This is a genomic window from Streptomyces sp. NBC_01591 (assembly GCF_035918155.1).
In the GTDB taxonomy this organism is placed as follows: Bacteria; Actinomycetota; Actinomycetes; order Streptomycetales; family Streptomycetaceae; genus Streptomyces.
The window spans coordinates 6,897,548-6,913,274 of the sequence record NZ_CP109327.1; the positions used below are offsets into that span (position 1 = coordinate 6,897,548).

12 protein-coding genes are annotated in these 15,727 nt (G+C 71.7%); 8 read left to right on the forward strand and 4 right to left on the reverse strand.

Going from position 1 to position 15,727, the window contains the following annotated elements; all coding sequences use genetic code 11:
• The first annotated feature begins 15 nt into the window (after positions 1-15).
• Complete coding sequence (locus OG978_RS31630; protein ID WP_326768469.1) at positions 16-1,140, forward strand: alpha-L-fucosidase; 1,125 nt, start codon at positions 16-18, stop codon at positions 1,138-1,140.
• A 22-nt stretch (positions 1,141-1,162) separates the two neighbouring features.
• Here the strand turns inward: OG978_RS31630 and OG978_RS31635 are convergent, their stop codons facing one another.
• Complete coding sequence (locus OG978_RS31635; RefSeq protein WP_326768470.1) at positions 1,163-2,116, reverse strand: GNAT family N-acetyltransferase; 954 nt, start codon at positions 2,114-2,116, stop codon at positions 1,163-1,165.
• Positions 2,117-2,302: 186 nt separating this feature from the next.
• Here OG978_RS31635 and OG978_RS31640 point away from each other — a divergent pair, with 186 nt between their 5' ends.
• Both OG978_RS31640 and OG978_RS31645 read left to right on the forward strand, forming a co-directional pair.
• Complete coding sequence (locus OG978_RS31640; RefSeq protein ID WP_326768471.1) at positions 2,303-2,869, forward strand: DUF1707 and FHA domain-containing protein; 567 nt, start codon at positions 2,303-2,305, stop codon at positions 2,867-2,869.
• Positions 2,870-3,069: 200 nt separating this feature from the next.
• Complete coding sequence (locus OG978_RS31645; RefSeq protein ID WP_326768472.1) at positions 3,070-4,158, forward strand: cytochrome P450; 1,089 nt, start codon at positions 3,070-3,072, stop codon at positions 4,156-4,158.
• Here OG978_RS31645 and treY read toward each other — a convergent pair.
• Together treY and glgX are read right to left on the reverse strand one after the other, a co-directional pair.
• Positions 4,118-6,514 (reverse strand): malto-oligosyltrehalose synthase, encoded by a 2,397-nt coding sequence (gene treY, locus OG978_RS31650; protein WP_326768473.1) that lies wholly within the window; start codon positions 6,512-6,514, stop codon positions 4,118-4,120. The two genes, OG978_RS31645 and treY, sit on opposite strands and share 41 nt — an antisense overlap.
• 100 nt (positions 6,515-6,614) lie before the next feature.
• Positions 6,615-8,774 carry a glycogen debranching protein GlgX gene (glgX, locus tag OG978_RS31655; protein WP_326768474.1) on the reverse strand — a complete coding sequence of 720 codons (2,160 nt, stop codon included), beginning with the start codon at positions 8,772-8,774 and terminating at the stop codon, positions 6,615-6,617.
• 404 nt (positions 8,775-9,178) lie between these two features.
• On the opposite strand from glgX, the gene OG978_RS31660 reads away from it, so the two are divergent.
• Positions 9,179-10,411 carry an SAV2148 family HEPN domain-containing protein gene (locus OG978_RS31660; RefSeq protein WP_326768475.1) on the forward strand — a complete coding sequence of 411 codons (1,233 nt, stop codon included), beginning with the start codon at positions 9,179-9,181 and terminating at the stop codon, positions 10,409-10,411.
• Positions 10,412-10,489: 78 nt separating this feature from the next.
• Positions 10,490-11,218 carry a 3'-5' exonuclease gene (locus OG978_RS31665; RefSeq protein ID WP_326768476.1) on the forward strand — a complete coding sequence of 243 codons (729 nt, stop codon included), beginning with the start codon at positions 10,490-10,492 and terminating at the stop codon, positions 11,216-11,218.
• 37 nt (positions 11,219-11,255) lie between these two features.
• On the opposite strand, the gene OG978_RS31670 is transcribed toward OG978_RS31665, so the two are convergent.
• Entirely contained in the window at positions 11,256-12,122 is an 867-nt protein-coding gene (locus OG978_RS31670) for a phosphotransferase enzyme family protein (protein ID WP_326768477.1), read from the reverse strand.
• 104 nt (positions 12,123-12,226) lie between these two features.
• Between OG978_RS31670 and OG978_RS31675 the strand changes: the two genes are divergently transcribed.
• From OG978_RS31675 to OG978_RS31685, 3 genes are read left to right on the forward strand one after another with little or no spacing between them, the layout of a single operon-like run.
• Positions 12,227-13,198 (forward strand): carbohydrate ABC transporter permease, encoded by a 972-nt coding sequence (locus OG978_RS31675; protein ID WP_442817774.1) that lies wholly within the window; start codon positions 12,227-12,229, stop codon positions 13,196-13,198.
• Complete coding sequence (locus tag OG978_RS31680) at positions 13,195-14,034, forward strand: carbohydrate ABC transporter permease (RefSeq protein WP_326768478.1); 840 nt, start codon at positions 13,195-13,197, stop codon at positions 14,032-14,034. The genes OG978_RS31675 and OG978_RS31680 overlap by 4 nt, the downstream gene beginning before the upstream one ends.
• A complete protein-coding gene (locus OG978_RS31685) occupies positions 14,034-15,332 on the forward strand; it encodes an ABC transporter substrate-binding protein (RefSeq protein ID WP_326768479.1) in 1,299 nt (432 codons plus the stop codon). Before OG978_RS31680 ends, OG978_RS31685 begins: the two co-directional genes overlap by 1 nt.
• Positions 15,333-15,727: the final 395 nt, after the last annotated feature.

Here is a 15,727-nt window from a genome sequence, read left to right on the forward strand (position 1 = left end):
TCCATACTTCGCGGCATGGTTGCTTCATGGTGGTCCCGGGCCGGACTGGGGATCTTTGTGCACTGGACGCCCGCCTCCGTACCGGGCTGGGCCCCGCCGTACGTCCCCGCGGACGAACTCCCCCTGGCCGGCCGCCGCTCGCCGCTCGGCTGGACGTCGTACGCCGAGTGGTACGAGAACGCGCTCCGCTTCCCGGAAAGCCCCGTCTCCGCCCACCACCGCACGACCTACGGCAGCCGCCCGTACACCGCATTCGGGGGCGACTTCAACGACGCCCTGGCGACCTGGGACCCCACCGCGTGGGCCCGCAGCTTCCGCGCCGCGGGCGCCCGTTACGCCGTCCTCGTCACCAAGCACCACGACGGCTTCTGCCTCTGGCCCTCCGAGGCTGCCAACCCGCACCGGACCGGCTGGCACACCACACGCGACGTCGTCGGTGAATTCGCCGAAGCCGTACGGGCCGAGGGGCTGCGTTTCGGGGTCTACTACTCCGGCGGACTCGACTGGAGCTTCGACGACCGCCCCATAGGAACCGGCGCGGACACCGTCTCGGCCGTCCCGCGCGGCGGGTACCCCGCGTACGCGGGCGCCCAGATGCGTGAACTGATCCGCCGGTACCGCCCCGACATCCTCTGGAACGACATCGCCTGGCCCGGCTCACGCACCGACGTCCAGCGGCTCATCGAGTACTACCGCTTCACCGTCCCGCACGGCGTCGTCAACGACCGGCTGTTCCCGTACGCACCGATGTGGCGCGCACTGCGGCTCCCCGGCGCCAAGGCCCTGTACGACAGCTGGGAACGCCGCACCATCGCCCAGGGCGAGGGCTTCGTACCGCGCCGGCCCCCGTACTACGACTTCCGCACCCCGGAGTTCGCCCGCTGCACCGGCCCCGACCCGTACGAGATCACCCGAGGCATCGACCACGGCTTCGGCTACAACCGCAACTCCCCGCCCGAGGCGTACCTCGGCCGCGAGGCACTGGAATCGCTGGTACGGGAGACGGCGGCCGCGGGTGGCAACCTGCTGCTCAACGTGGGGCCGCGCGGCGAGGACGCGACGGTCCCCGCCGAGCAGCAGCTCCGCCTGGAATGGCTGGCGGAACTCACCTCCGGAGCCGCGGGGGAGCGGTCGGCGTGACCGGTGGGCCGGTGGGGGCGGATCAGTCCCACACCATGTCGAAAGAGCGCTCGAAGTTCACATACCCGAGGCGCGCGAAGGCCCTGGCCATCGGTACGTTGCCGAGGTCGGTGGAGGCCCGGATCCGTTCCACGCCGTCCTGCGCGGCCAGTACCCGGGTGCCCTCGGCGAGGATGTCGTCGATGTAGCCGTGGCCGCGGTGGGCGGGCAGCACACCGATGTACGCGACGATCGGGTTGTAGTCGTTGCGTGCCGGGACCACGAACCCGACCGGTTCACCGTCCGGGAGTTCGGCGATGCGCCACCACTCGCGCGGTGTCCGGTACGTCGCCAGCTCCTCGTCGTAGTGCTTCTCGGCGGCCTCGCGGGCGCTGAGCCCGGACGCCAGGTCGGACTGCCCGTGGGCGTCGAGGGTGCCCTCCATCACCGGTGTCATCAGCGCGAGGAGATCCTCGCTACCGCCGACCGGGCGGAACCGGAGCCGGCCGCTGTCGGCGGGGACCGCCGTACCGGCGCGCCACTCCAGGCGGAGCCGCTCGACCAGCATCCGCGCACCGGAACGCTCCATGACCCGGATCCGGGCCTCGACGGCATCGCGGACGGCCGGGTCCTCGCGCCAGTCGGCCGGTACGAAGCGTCCGTACTCGGGCCGCGGGGCGCCGGCCGGCACGACCGCGGCCGTCGCCGTCTCCAGCAGCTTCAGGCCGACCTCACCGCGGTCGGGCTCGGGCAGCGTGTCGTCCAGGTCGAAGAAGTCGAGGAGCAGCGGCGCCGCTCCGTCCCGGCTCCACCACGCGATCCTTGCCACCACGTGCTCGCCGCGCAGCGCCACCCACATCCACTCGGGGCGGCGACGCCCGCTCTCCAGGTCGTCGGCGAGTTCGTGATCGAGGGTGTACGACAGCCGGCGGAAGAGCCCGAGCTCCTGCGGACCGGCGAGCGGACGGATGGTCAGTTCCTGTGGTGCAAGGGTCACACAAGCTCCTCTGGGCGCGCGGAAGGGCCTTCCGGCGAATGCCGGGCGGCCTGCGGCGGGAGACAGTAGCAACGTCTCCACAGCCGTGCGCGGGGATATTCGCGGCAGGGCACCCCGCGCGGGCCGCAGGGTGGGACACGGGCCTGTTCTGGACACTCCGGGGCGGTCGGACCGACAATTGGCAGTGTGACGTCCTCCTTCGAGTCCCACACGTATCCCGTGCGGCTGTCCGACGCCCAGCGCGACCGTGTGCTCGGCGTACTCAGAGACGGCGCGGCACAGGGCAAACTGTCCCACGACACCTTCATGCGGCGCATGGAACTGGCCCTCACCGCCCGGCGCTCCGAGGAACTGGAGGCACTCACCGCCGACCTGGAGGGCGAGGGCCGCTGGTCACAGCGGATACTCCGGGTCGTGAGCGGGGTGTCCGGATTTCCCGGCCGGGTGCGCCGGGTCTGGCAGACCGAACGGCTCCCCAAACTCCTGCTCCCCGCCCCGAGCCCGCACCCCCTGCTGATCGGCCGCGATCCGGGAAACGGGCTGCGGCTCAACCACGAGACCGTCTCCCGGCTCCACGCGGAGCTCACCGCGCGCGGCGGCTGCTGGCTGCTGCGCGACCTCGGCTCGACCAACGGCACCTGTGTCAACGGCCAGCGGGTCACCGGCACGGTCCCGGTCCGCGACGGGGACCAAGTGAGCTTCGGACGGATGAGCTTCCGGCTCTCGGCGCCCGTCCTCGGGCCCCCGGACTGAGTGCCCCGTCCGAGAGCGCCTCGCCCGGGAGCGGGCCGCCGGGGAGCCGACCGGTTCAGGACCGCTGGTGCAGCCCGCGTCCGAACGGGCGTACCACCGTCACCCGGACGGCCGTACGTCGGCTGCGTGACGCCGCCGTCGGTGGTGCGCTGGGGGAAACCGCGCCGCACACCGGCGCCCTGACGCCCCGGGGGTCACCGATGCAGGCGGACGCGCCGGAAGGCATACCCGTACCGGAACGCGGCCGCCGGACCGGCAGGCCGACGCGCGGCCCCCGCACGAGCACCGGCCCCAGCCTGCTCGCACCCGGCGCGGCGCACGACCCGTACCGGATCTACCGCGTCCTGCGCGAGGAGTACCCGCTCAGCTACGACGCGCCCCTGGGCGCCTGGCTGGTCAGCCGGTACGCGGATGTGACCACGGCCCTCACCGACCCCCGGTTCACCGGCCTCCCGCACGACACCGCACCCCGTGGCGGCCCCGCCCCGCTCGGGCTCTGCCACGGCAGCCCCCGATGCGCACCCCGCACGCAGCACCCGGCCGCCGGGCCCGGGGCAGTGCCACGTCACATGTCGGATCCCGGGCCGGTGACCCGTCACATGCCGGACCTCGCATCGGTACCACGTCACATGGCAGCGCGGATCGAGCGGACCGCGTACGTCCTGGCACGCCGGATCGCGAGCCGTCAACAGGCCGACCTCGTCGAGGAGTTCTGCCGCTGGCTGCCCGTCGGCGCCGCCCCTGACGCGAGCGCCCGGCCGCACCGGCATCCCGGCACCGGGACAGGCACCACCGCCACACCCTGCACCCGGCACACCGGCCTCCGCGAGAGAGCGCTCGCCTCCCTCCTCGCCAATGTGCTGGACGCCCCCGACCTCCTCGCCGCCCTGCGCATCGAACCCGCCCTGGCCGACCGGGCCTGGACGGAGTCGCTGCGCCGCGACCCACCGGTCCAGGTGGTGCTGCGCCGCACCGTCACCGAGGTCGCCCTCAGCGGCGGCACCCTGCCCGCCGGGGCGGACGTCGCCTGTCTGATCGGCTCGGCCGGCCGCGATCCGGAACGGTTCGCCGCACCCGACCTCTTCGACCCCTTCCGCCGCGACCAGGGCCGGTCCCTCTCCGGCCCCGTGTCCTGCCCGGCCGTCCTGCTCGGCCGGCTGGAAGCCCGCCACGGCCTGCGCGCGCTGCTCGACGCGATGCCCCGGCTCCGCTGGGCGGACGGATTCCGCCCGGCCGGCACCGGGCTGCTCACCCGTGGTCCGCGGGCCCTCCTCGTCCGGCCCGGCTGAGCAGCGCCACCGGCAGTCCGCCGAAGAGTTCCGCCAGCGCCACCGAGCCACCGGTGAACTTCCGGCCGGGGGTCAGCAGATCGGTCCACGGTCCGTCGTCCGGCAGCGCCAGCTCCGTGTCGTGCCAGCCGCCCGACTCCGCCAGCCGCAACGACAGCCTGGTCACCGCGGTGACCACCTCGCCGGAGCGGCAGAACGCCAGACAGTGCGCGGCCGCCGGGCCATGGGCGCTCAGCGGCGCGTACGTACCGGACTCGCCGAACACCTCCGGCCGTTCGCGTCGCAGCCGCAGGGCGGCCGCCGTCAGTTCGCCCTTCTCGCCGAGGCCCACGTCGCCGGACGGCTCGCGGAACGGCCGCCGGTTGTCCGGGTCGACCAGCGCCACGTACTCCCGCTCCGTGCCCTGGTACAGATCCGGTACACCCGGCATCGTCAGATGCACCAGCGCCGCCCCCAGCACATTGGCCCGCACGTACGGGTCGAGCGTGTGCGCGAACCGCTCCAGTGTCTCGCGCACCGGACCGCCGCCGGCGGCAGGCCCGGCCGCCACGAAGTCCGTCACCGCCCGCTCGTACGCCGGATCGGGCTCGGTCCAGCCGGTGAAGAGCCCCGCCTCGCGCACCGCCTTCAGCAGCGCCGGCTCCAGTCGGCCCGCCATCTCGCCGCCAGGCAGCTTCGCGCAGCCCACGGCCGTCTGCCAGGCCTGCCAGGCGAGCTGCGCGTCCGGAGCGGTGGCCGGGGTCGCCCGTTCCAGCTCCGTCAGCAGCCCGGACCACGATTCCGGGCACTCCGTCAGCACCGCGACCCGGGCCCGTACATCGGCGCTCCGCTTGGTGTCATGGGTGGTCAGCGCCGTGCCGGTGGCCGGCCAGTCGCGGGCCAGCCGGGCGCAGTACGCATGGAACTCCGCCGGCGTCACCGCGGGCTGCCCGGGGTCGCCGCCCACCTCGTTCGCCGAGATCAGCGGCACGTACCGGTAGAACGCCGTGTCCTCGACCGACTTGGCGCGCAACGCGGAAGCGGTCTGGGCGAACCGGGCGCAGAACGCGGCCCGCTCGGGCCCCTCGCCCAGCCGCCCCAGCGCCAGCTCCCGGACCACATCGACGGCCGACGCCTCCTCCGCGACGGCGAACGTCGCCTTCGCGTCCCGTACGGCCCCGTCCGGCAGCGTCTCCTCGGCCGTCCGCGTGCAGGGCCCGCCGGCCGTCACGTACGGGCGGTAGACGGGCACCCGCACGAGCAGTTCGCGCACGGCGGCGTGCAGCGTCCACGGGGCGTGATCGCGCAGCGCGGGCTCGGCGGCGCAGATCCGTACGGCGAGCCGGGTCAGCAGCTCGGTCTCGGCGGCCAGTTCATGCGTCACCACCCGGTACGCGGCGCGGCGCACGGTCGCCGTCCAGTAACCGCCGCGGTCGCCGGCGGGCCCCGCGTACTCCCGGTAGCGGCCGACCAGCTCCGCGGCGCCCATCGGGTCGACGAACAGGCCGTCGACGCGGTGCAGCGCGTCGTACCCGGTCGTCCCCGCGACGGCCCAGCCCGCGGGCAGCGGCTCGCCGCCGGTGAGGATCTTCTCCACCACCGTCCACCGCCCGCCGGTCGCCGCCGAGAGCCGCTCCAGGTAGGCCGCGGGTTCGGCCAGCCCGTCGGGGTGGTCGATGCGCAGCCCGTCGACGACACCGTCCCGGATCAGTTCGAGGATCTTGCCGTGGGTGGCGGCGAACACCTCGGGGTCCTCCACCCGCACCCCGATGAGCTCCGAGATCGTGAAGAACCGCCGGTAGTTCAGCTCGGTACGGGCCAGCCGCCACCAGCCGAGCCGGTAGTGCTGGGCATCCAGCAGCTCGGGCAGCGGCAGATCGGCGGTGCCGGCCCGCAGCGGGAACTCCTGCTCGCCGTAGCGCAGCACGTCCCCGTCCGCCCGGAGCCCGCCGATCTCGTCGCCGATCGGTCCGCCGAGCACCGGCAGCAGCACCTTGCCGCCGCCCGCCGCCCAGTCGATGTCGAACCAGCGGGCGTACGGGGATCCGGGGCCCTCGCGCAGCACCTCCCACAGCGCGTGGTTGTGGCGGGGGACGGCGGCCATGTGGTTCGGCACGATGTCCACGATCAGCCCGAGACCGTGCTCACGCGCCGTGCGGGCCAGCTCCCGCAGCCCCTCCTCACCGCCGAGCTCGGCACGGACCCGGCCGTGGTCGACGACGTCGTAGCCGTGCCGGGAGCCGGGCACGGCTTCGAGGACCGGGGACAGATGCAGATGGGAGACGCCGAGCGCGGCGAGATACGGGACGGCGTGTCCGGCGGCCGAGAACGGGAAGTCCGGCTGGAGCTGGAGCCGGTAGGTGGCGGTGGGCGTCATGCGGACGTTCGTACCCAGCCTGGCGCCTTCTGTGTCACGGAACGCCGCAAAGGGCTCGACCGGCGGTGTACCCGGCCGCTGGGCGGGACGGTCCTCGGGCCTACGCGGGCCGTTGCAGCACCGCCATGCTGCGCCCGACCAGCGTCACCCGATCGCCCGCCGCCACCTTCGGCCCCGAGCCGGGCATGACTCCGACCGGGCGTGCCGTGTCGACCACCACCAGCCACTGCCGGCCGTGATTCACCGGAACGGAGAACTCCAGTGTCTCGGCGCTCGCGTTGAACATCAGCAGGAACGAGTCGTCGGAGATCCGCTCGCCGCGCGGCCCCGGCTCCGAGATCGCGTGACCGTTGAGGAAGACCGTCAACGCCTTGGCATGCGCGGCCTGCCAGTCCCGCTGCGTCATCTCGCCGCCCTCCGGCGTGAACCACGCGATGTCCGAGAGCTCGTCGTGCGTGCCCTCGACCGGACGGCCGTGGAAGAACCGGCGGCGCCGGAAGACCGGATGGTCGCGGCGCAGCCACACCATCGCCCGGGTGAACTCCAGCAGACTGCTGCCCTCGGTGCTCCCCTCGCCCCGGTCGGCCTCGTCCGTCCTGTCCTCCGCGGCCGGGTCGGGCCAGTGCACCCACGACAGCTCGCTGTCCTGGCAGTACGCGTTGTTGTTGCCCCGCTGCGTACGCGCGAACTCGTCGCCGTGGCTCAGCATCGGCACGCCCTGCGACAGCATCAGCGTGGCGATGAAGTTCCGCATCTGCCGCGTCCGCAGATCGAGGATCTCCGGCTGGTCGGTGTCCCCCTCCGCGCCGCAGTTCCAGGACCGGTTGTGGCTCTCGCCGTCCCGGTTGCCCTCGCCGTTGGCCTCGTTGTGCTTGTCGTTGTACGAGACCAGGTCGTGCAGCGTGAATCCGTCGTGGCAGGTGGTGAAGTTGATCGAGGCGAGCGGCCGCCGTCCGTCGTCCTGGTACAGGTCCGACGATCCGGTCAGGCGCCCCGCGAACTCGGCGAGGGTCCGTGGCTCGCCGCGCCACAGGTCCCGCACGGTGTCCCGGTACTTGCCGTTCCACTCGGTCCACAGCGGCGGGAAGTTCCCCACCTGGTAGCCGCCCTCGCCCACGTCCCACGGCTCGGCGATCAGCTTCACCTGACTGACCACCGGGTCCTGCTGCACCAGGTCGAAGAACGACGACAGCCGGTCCACCTCGTGGAACTGCCGGGCCAGGGTGGCCGCCAGATCGAAGCGGAAGCCGTCCACGTGCATCTCCGTGACCCAGTACCGCAGCGAGTCCATGATCAGCTGGAGCACGTGCGGCGACCGCATCAGCAGGGAGTTCCCGGTTCCCGTGGTGTCCATGTAGTACCGCTGGTCGTCCGCGAGCCGGTAGTACGAGGCGTTGTCCAGGCCCCGGAAGGAGAGCGTCGGACCCAGATGGTTGCCCTCCGCGGTGTGGTTGTAGACCACGTCGAGGATCACCTCGATGCCGGCCTGGTGCAGGGCCCGTACGGCCTGCTTGAACTCCAGCACCTGCTCGCCGCGGTCGCCCCAGGAGGCGTAGGCGTTGTGCGGGGCGAAGAAACCGATGGTGTTGTAGCCCCAGTAGTTGGCCAGCCCCGCGTCGGCCAGCCGGTGGTCCTGGACGAACTGGTGCACCGGCATCAGTTCGATAGCCGTGACGCCCAGTTCCGTCAGATGGGCGATCACCTCCGGATGGGCCAGCCCCGCGTAGGTGCCGCGCAGCTCCTTCGGCAGCCCCGGGTGGAGCATCGTCAGACCCTTCACATGGGCCTCGTAGATCACCGTGCGGTGGTAGTCCGTACGGGGCCGCCGGTCGTCGCCCCAGTCGAAGTACGGGTTGACCACGACCGAGGTCATGGTGTGCGGCGCCGAGTCGAGGTCGTTGCGTGCGTCGGGACGGCCGAACGGATAGCCGTACACCGCCTCGCCCCACCGGATCTGCCCGGCGACTGCACGGGCGTACGGGTCGAGCAGCAGTTTGGCCGAATTGCAGCGGGCGCCGCGCTCCGGTTCGTACGGCCCGTGGACTCTGAATCCGTACCGCTGACCGGGCATCACCCCGGGCAGATAGGCATGGCGGACGAAGGCGTCGGTCTCCCTGAGCTCCACCGCCGTCTCGGAACCGTCGTCGTGCAGCAGGCACAACTCGATTCGTCTGGCGGCCTCCGAGAAGACCGCGAAGTTGGTCCCGGCGCCGTCGTACGTGGCACCGAGGGGATACGCCTGTCCCGGCCAGACCTGCATAGGTTCGACTCTTCCACTTCTGATCCGGGTGCCTGGAGCTTGCGGGCTGCCAGAACCCGTCCGACCCCTGATCCGCCGGACAGGCCCTGGAGCCAGATCTTCCCCGAAACAGGTGCGGCTACCTAGGACCGACCGGCACATCACGCGGTCCGGTCAACATCGGGCCTCTCCGTGTCGCCCGGAACCGGGATCCGGGCCCGGGAAGGCGGCTCTCGCCCGGTGCAGGCCCGGGGACGGGGTGGTTAATCACTATGAATCCCCTCACTACGGCCGATCTCGCCGTCGGGAACGTGCCTGTGCCATACGGGAGTTGACGAAGCAGCATGCGCATCCGGCTGCACCGGCTCCCGCTCGCGGAGTACCCTTCCTTGATCGTTGGTGGGGGAGTGGAAGGCGGTGCGCGGGTGAGCTCGGGAGGATTCGAGCTGCCCCCAGGTGACCCGGGTCACGAGGGGGACGCCACCGATGTCCCGCCAGGGGCGGTATCGCTTGCGCAGCCCATGGAGATCGGCGCGGAGCTGGACTGGGGAGCGGACGCCTGGAGCGAGGTGCGTACGCGCGCCCAGCGGGCCGGACGGGCCTACATCTGGCTGAATCTCGTGGAGCAGCGGCTGCGTGCCGTGGTCGCCGCGGTGCTCCGGCCCATTTACGAGCCGGTCCACGGCGAGGACTGGGTGGTGGCCGCCGCCGGGCCCGCCGGACAGGAGTGGGTGCAGCGCGCCGTCGCCGTGCGCGAGGTCTCGCGCCGCAAGGGCTATCTGCTGGACCCCGCCGACGACAACGTCCTCAGCTTCCTCACGCTGCCTCAGCTGCGTGAGCTGATGGTCCAGCACTGGCCGTGCTTCGAGGCGTACTTCGACGACCGGCGCGAGGTGGAGCTGGCGCTCGACGAGCTGGAGGTCGCCCGCAACGTGGTCTCCCGCAACCGCGCCCTGAACGAGGCCGTCCTCGCCCAGGCCGAGCGCGCCTCCGCCCGGCTCCTGGAGATCCTGGGCAGCGGCGCCGGGGTCCCGTCGGCCGACCGGCTCCCGGTCGACGCCGTGGAGGAGCTGGTCGGCGACCGGTACGCGGATGTGGTCTCCGTCCACTCCGACCGGGTGCGGCTCCAGCGCCAGCTGCCCGCCGAGGATCTCTTCGGCGGTTCGCGCCGGCTCGACGCGATCGGCATAGGGCTCAACCTGCTGGTGCAGAACTTCTCCGGCCGCAGGCTCATCCGGCTGGCCGAGTCGGGCTGCCGGGTCCGGCTGCTCTTCATCAACCCGGCGAGCAGCGCGGTCAAGCGCCGGGAGCGGGAGCTGGGTCTGAAGAAGGGCGAGCTGAGCCGGTCGGTGGAGATGAACATCCTCCACATGCGCCGGGTCCGCTCCAAGCTCCGCGATCCGGGCGCCTTCGAGATCCATGTGTTCGACGAGACGCCGCGCTTCACGGCCTATCTGGTGGACGGCGACGGGACGGACGCGGTCGGGGTCGTCCAGACCTATCTGCGGCGCGCACGCGGCATGGAGGCGCCCGTGCTGGTGCTGCGCGGCGGCGGGCGTGCCGTGGTCCGGGCGGGGCAGGACAACGAGCACGGGCTGTTCGAGACGTACCGCGAGGAATTCGAGTCCGTGTGGGCGGACTCCCGGCCCGTCTCCTGAGGGGCCGCCACCGCGTTGTCAGTGGTGCATGCGAGGGTGGGCATCACCTGGGGGAGAGCACCACGAAGGAGGTACGGGATGAGCTGGCACCGGGAGGCGCTGGTCGGCTTCGACCTGGAGACGACGGGCACGGAACCGCTGGAGGCGCGGATCGTGACAGCCGCGATCGTCGGCGTCGGCGGCAGGGACGGGGAGCCGGTGCGGCAGCACACCTGGCTGGCGGATCCGGGCATCCGGATCCCCGAGCAGGCCTCGGCGATCCACGGCATCAGCAGCGAGCGGGCGGCGGCGGAGGGCCGGCCGGTGCGCGAGGTGGCCGACGAGATCGCCGGGACGCTCACGGAGTACTGGCGCCGAGGCGTGCCGGTCGTCGCGTACAACGCGGCCTTCGATCTGACGCTGCTCACGGCGGAGTTGCAGCGGCACGGGCTGCCGTCGCTGAGTGACCGGCTCGACGGGGCCGGGATCGGTCCGGTCATCGACCCGTACACCATCGACCGGGCCGTCGACCGCTACCGCAAGGGCAAGCGCAACCTGGAGGCGGTCTGCGTCGAGTACGGCGTGGTGCACGGCGGAGCCCATGATGCGGGGGCGGACGCGCTGGCCGCGGTCCGGGTGGCGTACGCCATAGCCGAGCGGCACGGCTCGGTGGCCGAGCTGACCGCCGCCGAGCTGCACGAGCGCCAGGTGGAGTGGTATGCGCAATGGGCGGCGGACTTCCAGCAGTTCCTGCGCCGCAAGGGCACGGCGGACGCGGTGATCGACGGCCACTGGCCGCTGCGGGAGCCGGTCGCGGTCGCCGGCTGACGGCCCGGACCCGTGGCCGGGGTTCAGGGGGCAGCCCTCAGAACGGGTACCACCGCACCGCCGTGTCGCCGTCACGCAGCGAGGCCACCCGGCGGCGGAATTCTGCGAGCGCCTTCGGGTTGGCCGGTGCGTGCTGGGACACCCACGCACAGCTGGCCGTCTCCCGGGCCCCGCGCAGCACCGCGCAGCCCTCCCACTCACGGACGTCCCAGCCGTACGTGGCGGTGAACGCGTCGTACGCCTCGGGTGCCAGGCCGTACCGGTCCCGGGACAGCGCGAGCACCACCAGGTCGTGCTCGCGCAGATCCGTGGAGAAGGTCTCCAGATCGACCAGCACCGGCCCGTCCGGACCGACATGGACGTTACGGGGCAGCGCGTCGCCGTGGATGGGCCCCGGCGGCAGATGCGGGACCAGTGCGGCGGCCGCCGCCGCGAAGCCGTCGCGGCGCTCCCGCAGATAGTCGGCGTCGGCCGGGTCGATCGCGTCGCCCGCGAGCCGCAGCCAGCGTTCGACCCCGCCCAGCAGTTCGCGGCGCGGGAGGCCGAAACCGTCCGGGGCGGGCAGCGCGTGCACCAGGATGAGCAGCTGTGCCAGGTCCCGCGGCTCGGCGGGGCGTACGGCGTCGGGCAGCCGGTGCCAGAGGGTCACGGGGTGGCCCTCGACCAGGCGCGCCGCGGGCTCGGCGGCCCGTACGGCGGGGACGTCCGAGGCGGCCAGCCACCGGGCGACGGCCACCTCGCGTTCGGCCCGGTCCCGCAGTTCCGGGTTCCGCACGGCGTCCCGGCCGACCTTGACCACCAGGTCGCCGACGGCGAACACCGCGTTCTCACCTATCGCGAGCAGCTCCGCACCGCCGGACAGTCCGGCAGTGGCCAGCACCTCGCGCGCACGCATCTCGTTCATGACTCCGATTTTCGCATCTGTGCAGGCTGGCTTGACGAACCGATGGCCCGTCAGCACGATGACGGAGGCCACCTGAGCGGCCAGAACGGTATGAAACCGATCGAATGACGCAAGGGGGCGAATTCGTGACATTGGCGAGTGCAACCGTACGTTCCGAGAGGCATGGCCCGCCCGGCAGCCCGCAGGACAAGCGGTCCCGGCCGGTCAACCGGAATGCCGGCACCTGGTTCCTGGTGCTGCCCGCGCTGATCCCGATCCTGATCCTGAGCGTCGGCCCCCTGCTCTACGGCATCGCGCTGGCCTTCACCGATGCCCAGTCCGGCCGCACCCGCTCCACCCAGTGGGTGGGCGGACTGAACTTCCAGGACCTGCTCCACGACACCCTCTTCTGGGACTCGTTCCGGATCGGCCTGGTGTGGGCGTTCGGCGTCACCGTCCCGCAGTTCGTACTGGCCCTCGGCCTCGCCCTGCTGCTCAACCAGAAGCTGCGGATGCGCTGGCTGGCGCGGGCGCTGGCGATCATTCCGTGGGCGATGCCCGAGGTGGTCGTGGGCCTCATGTGGCGGCTCGTCTACAACCCGGACGCGGGCGTCCTCAACGAGACCATCCGCGATCTCGGCCTCGGCGACGGCCGGGACTGGCTCACCGGACTCGCCACCGCCCTGCCCGCCGTGATCGTCGTGGGCATCTGGGCGGGCATGCCCCAGACCACCGTCGCCCTGCTCGCCGGGCTGCAGAACACCCCGCACGAACTCCACGAGGCGGCCGCCCTGGACGGAGCCGGTGCCTGGCGCCGCTTCCGTACCGTCACCTGGCCGGTGCTCAGGCCGGTCGCACTGTCCATCACCGCGCTCAACTTCATCTGGAACTTCAACTCCTTCGCCCTGGTCTACGTACTGACCAACGGCGGACCCGGCGGCCGCACCCGGCTGCCGATGCTCTTCGCGTACGAAGAGGCCTTCCACTACGGACAGTTCGGATACGCCGCGGCGATGGGCTGTGTGATGGTCACGGTGATCTCCGTGATCCTCGCGGTGTATCTCGCCGGCCGGCTCAGGGGAGGCGAGGACCGATGAGCCTGCGTACCAGCAGAACCGCACGCGCCGGACAGTACGCCGCGCTCCTCGGCTATCTCGTCTTCCTGGCGTTCCCGTTCCTGTGGCTGATCTCCACCGCCTTCAAACCGGCGCGCGAACTGGGCTCCCTGCACCCCACCTGGATCCCCGAGAACCCGACGCTCGACAACTTCCGCAAGGCGTTCGACGAACAGCCGCTGCTCCAGGCCGCCGCCAACTCGCTGATCGCCGCCCTCTGCGCCGCCTTCATCGCGGTCCTCGTCGCCACGCCCACGGCGTACGTGATGGCCCGCCGCCGCTCCAGGCTCTCGACGGCGGCCACCGGATGGGTCGTGATCAGCCAGGCGTTCCCGCTCGTCCTGCTGATCATTCCGCTCTTCCTGATCCTGAAGAATCTCCATCTGATCAACACCCTGTGGGGGTTGATCATGGTGTACACCGTCTGGGCGCTGCCCTTCGCCCTCTGGATGCTGGTCGGATACGTACGGGCCGTGCCCGCCGAGCTGGAGGAGGCCGCCTCGGTCGACGGCGCGGGCCGGCTGCGGACGCTCGTCTCGGTCACCGCCCCGCTGCTGGCCCCCGGCATCGTCGCCACCGCGCTCTTCGCCTTCATCACCGCGTGGAACGAGCTCTTCTTCGCGCTCGTCCTGCTCAAGACACCGGAGAAGCAGACCTTGCCGGTCGTACTGACCCACTTCATCGGTGCGGAGGGCGCGGCCGATCTCGGTCCGCTCGCCGCCGCCGCGTTCCTCGCCACCCTGCCCTCGCTGGTCGTCTTCGCGATCATCCAGCGGCGGATCACGGGCGGCATGCTGGCCGGGGCGGTGAAGAGCTGATGCGGGCATCTCTACGGACGACGGCCGCCGCGGCGGCCACCGCACTGGCCCTGCTGCTCACCGGCTGCGCGGGGACGGACGACGGCAGGGGCGACAACGGGCGGATCGAGCTCAGCTTCCAGTCGCTGGCCTGGCAGAAGGAGTCCGTCGACGCCAACAAGCAACTGGTGAAGGAGTGGAACGAAGCCCATCCGGACATCCATGTCAGCTACGTCCAGGGCAGCTGGGACACCGTCCACGACCAGTTGCTCACCTCCTTCGAGGGCGGCGAGGCGCCGGACATCATCCATGACGCCTCCGACGACCTGGCCGACTTCGCGTACGGCGGCTACCTGGCCGATCTGCGGACGCTCCTCCCCGGCCGACTGACCGCCGACATCCCGCGGCAGAGCTGGTCCACCACCACCTTCGGCGACGGCGTCTACGGAGTGCCGTTCCTTCAGGAGCCCCGGGTCCTGATCGCCAACACCAGGATTCTCGCGGAGTCGGGGGTCCGCGTCCCGACGCCCGACCGTCCCTGGAGCTGGGCCGAGTTCCGGCAGGTCACCGAGGAGCTGACGGGCGAGGGGCGGTACGGCGTCGCCTGGCCGCTGAAGGAACCGGTCTCCGTCACGCTGAACCTCGGACTCTCCGGCGGAGGCAAGCTCTTCCACCGCGGCGCCGACGGCAAGGTGACCATCCGAGCGGGCGAGGGCGACCGGATCGTCCCCGGCACCATCCACGACCAGGTCAATATCGACCACAGCGCTTCGCGCACCGCACTCGGCATGGGTGGCTCCGACACCCTTCCCGGATTCTTCGGCGGCAAGTACGCGATGGTGCCGCTGGGCTTCTCGTACCGCCAGCAGGTCGTCGAACAGGCCCCCGAGGGCTTCGAGTGGACGGTCCTGCCGGCTCCCGCGGGCAGTGCGGGCCCAGCCCAGGGGGTGAGTCCGCAGACCCTGTCCGTCTCGGAGGCCAGCCCGCACAAGAAGGAGGCCGCGCAGTTCATCGACTTCCTGCTGCGGCCGCCGAACATGGTGCGCCTGGCCAAGGGCGACTGGATGCTCCCGACCGGCACCGCGGCCCTCGCCGACCCGTCCCTGCACACCGCCGAGAACGGCTGGGCGACCGGTGTCGCCGTCGCGAAGGCGCTCCGGCCGGCGCCCGCCCAGTCGGTGCGCGGCTACCCGGAGTGGAAGGACAAGGTCGCCACACCCGCCCTCCAGGAGTACTACAGCGGGGCCATCGGGGCGGACGAGCTGAGGAAGCGTCTGGTCGACGACGGGAACCGGGTCCTGGCCCGCTATCAGCGCTGAGGCACCCTCACGGCCGGTGCGGCGGCGGACGGTTCTTCGGCGATTCCGCCGCCACGTCGAGAGGGTCGGTTTCATGGGCCACTCAGTTTTTCCTGCGGCCGGGCCATGAATTACCGACCGGTACGTTTCTTCGGGTTCGTCGCCGGAACCCTCCGGGGGATGCACAGGAATCGAGGGCCCCGGTCCGGAGTATTCCTGGGCGTCGGTGATTCAGACATTCAATGGCGTGAATTCGACTCTTCAGGCCCTTGTGCCCACGCGCCCCGTGCGGGTATGGGTGCCGCGTCGTGCCTGTTGTCGTGGTGGTCAGCCTGGTGCGTCCACACCCGCCGGGCGCCGCCGAAAACTGAACGCGCGGCCTCTTTCGGCCCGCCCGGACGGAAATCCGACGGACT

What these genes read in the sequence shown, in the direction of transcription:
- OG978_RS31630 (WP_326768469.1), top strand. Translation starts at nt 16, where the DNA reads ATGGTTGCTTCATGGTGGTCCCGGGCCGGACTGGGGATCTTTGTGCAC.
- OG978_RS31645 (WP_326768472.1), top strand. Translation starts at nt 3,070, where the DNA reads ATGCAGGCGGACGCGCCGGAAGGCATACCCGTACCGGAACGCGGCCGC.
- treY (WP_326768473.1), bottom strand. Translation starts at nt 6,514, where the DNA reads ATGACGCCCACCGCCACCTACCGGCTCCAGCTCCAGCCGGACTTCCCG.
- glgX (WP_326768474.1), bottom strand. Translation starts at nt 8,774, where the DNA reads ATGCAGGTCTGGCCGGGACAGGCGTATCCCCTCGGTGCCACGTACGAC.
- OG978_RS31665 (WP_326768476.1), top strand. Translation starts at nt 10,490, where the DNA reads ATGAGCTGGCACCGGGAGGCGCTGGTCGGCTTCGACCTGGAGACGACG.
- OG978_RS31670 (WP_326768477.1), bottom strand. Translation starts at nt 12,122, where the DNA reads ATGAACGAGATGCGTGCGCGCGAGGTGCTGGCCACTGCCGGACTGTCC.
- OG978_RS31675 (WP_442817774.1), top strand. Translation starts at nt 12,227, where the DNA reads ATGACGCAAGGGGGCGAATTCGTGACATTGGCGAGTGCAACCGTACGT.
- OG978_RS31680 (WP_326768478.1), top strand. Translation starts at nt 13,195, where the DNA reads ATGAGCCTGCGTACCAGCAGAACCGCACGCGCCGGACAGTACGCCGCG.
- OG978_RS31685 (WP_326768479.1), top strand. Translation starts at nt 14,034, where the DNA reads ATGCGGGCATCTCTACGGACGACGGCCGCCGCGGCGGCCACCGCACTG.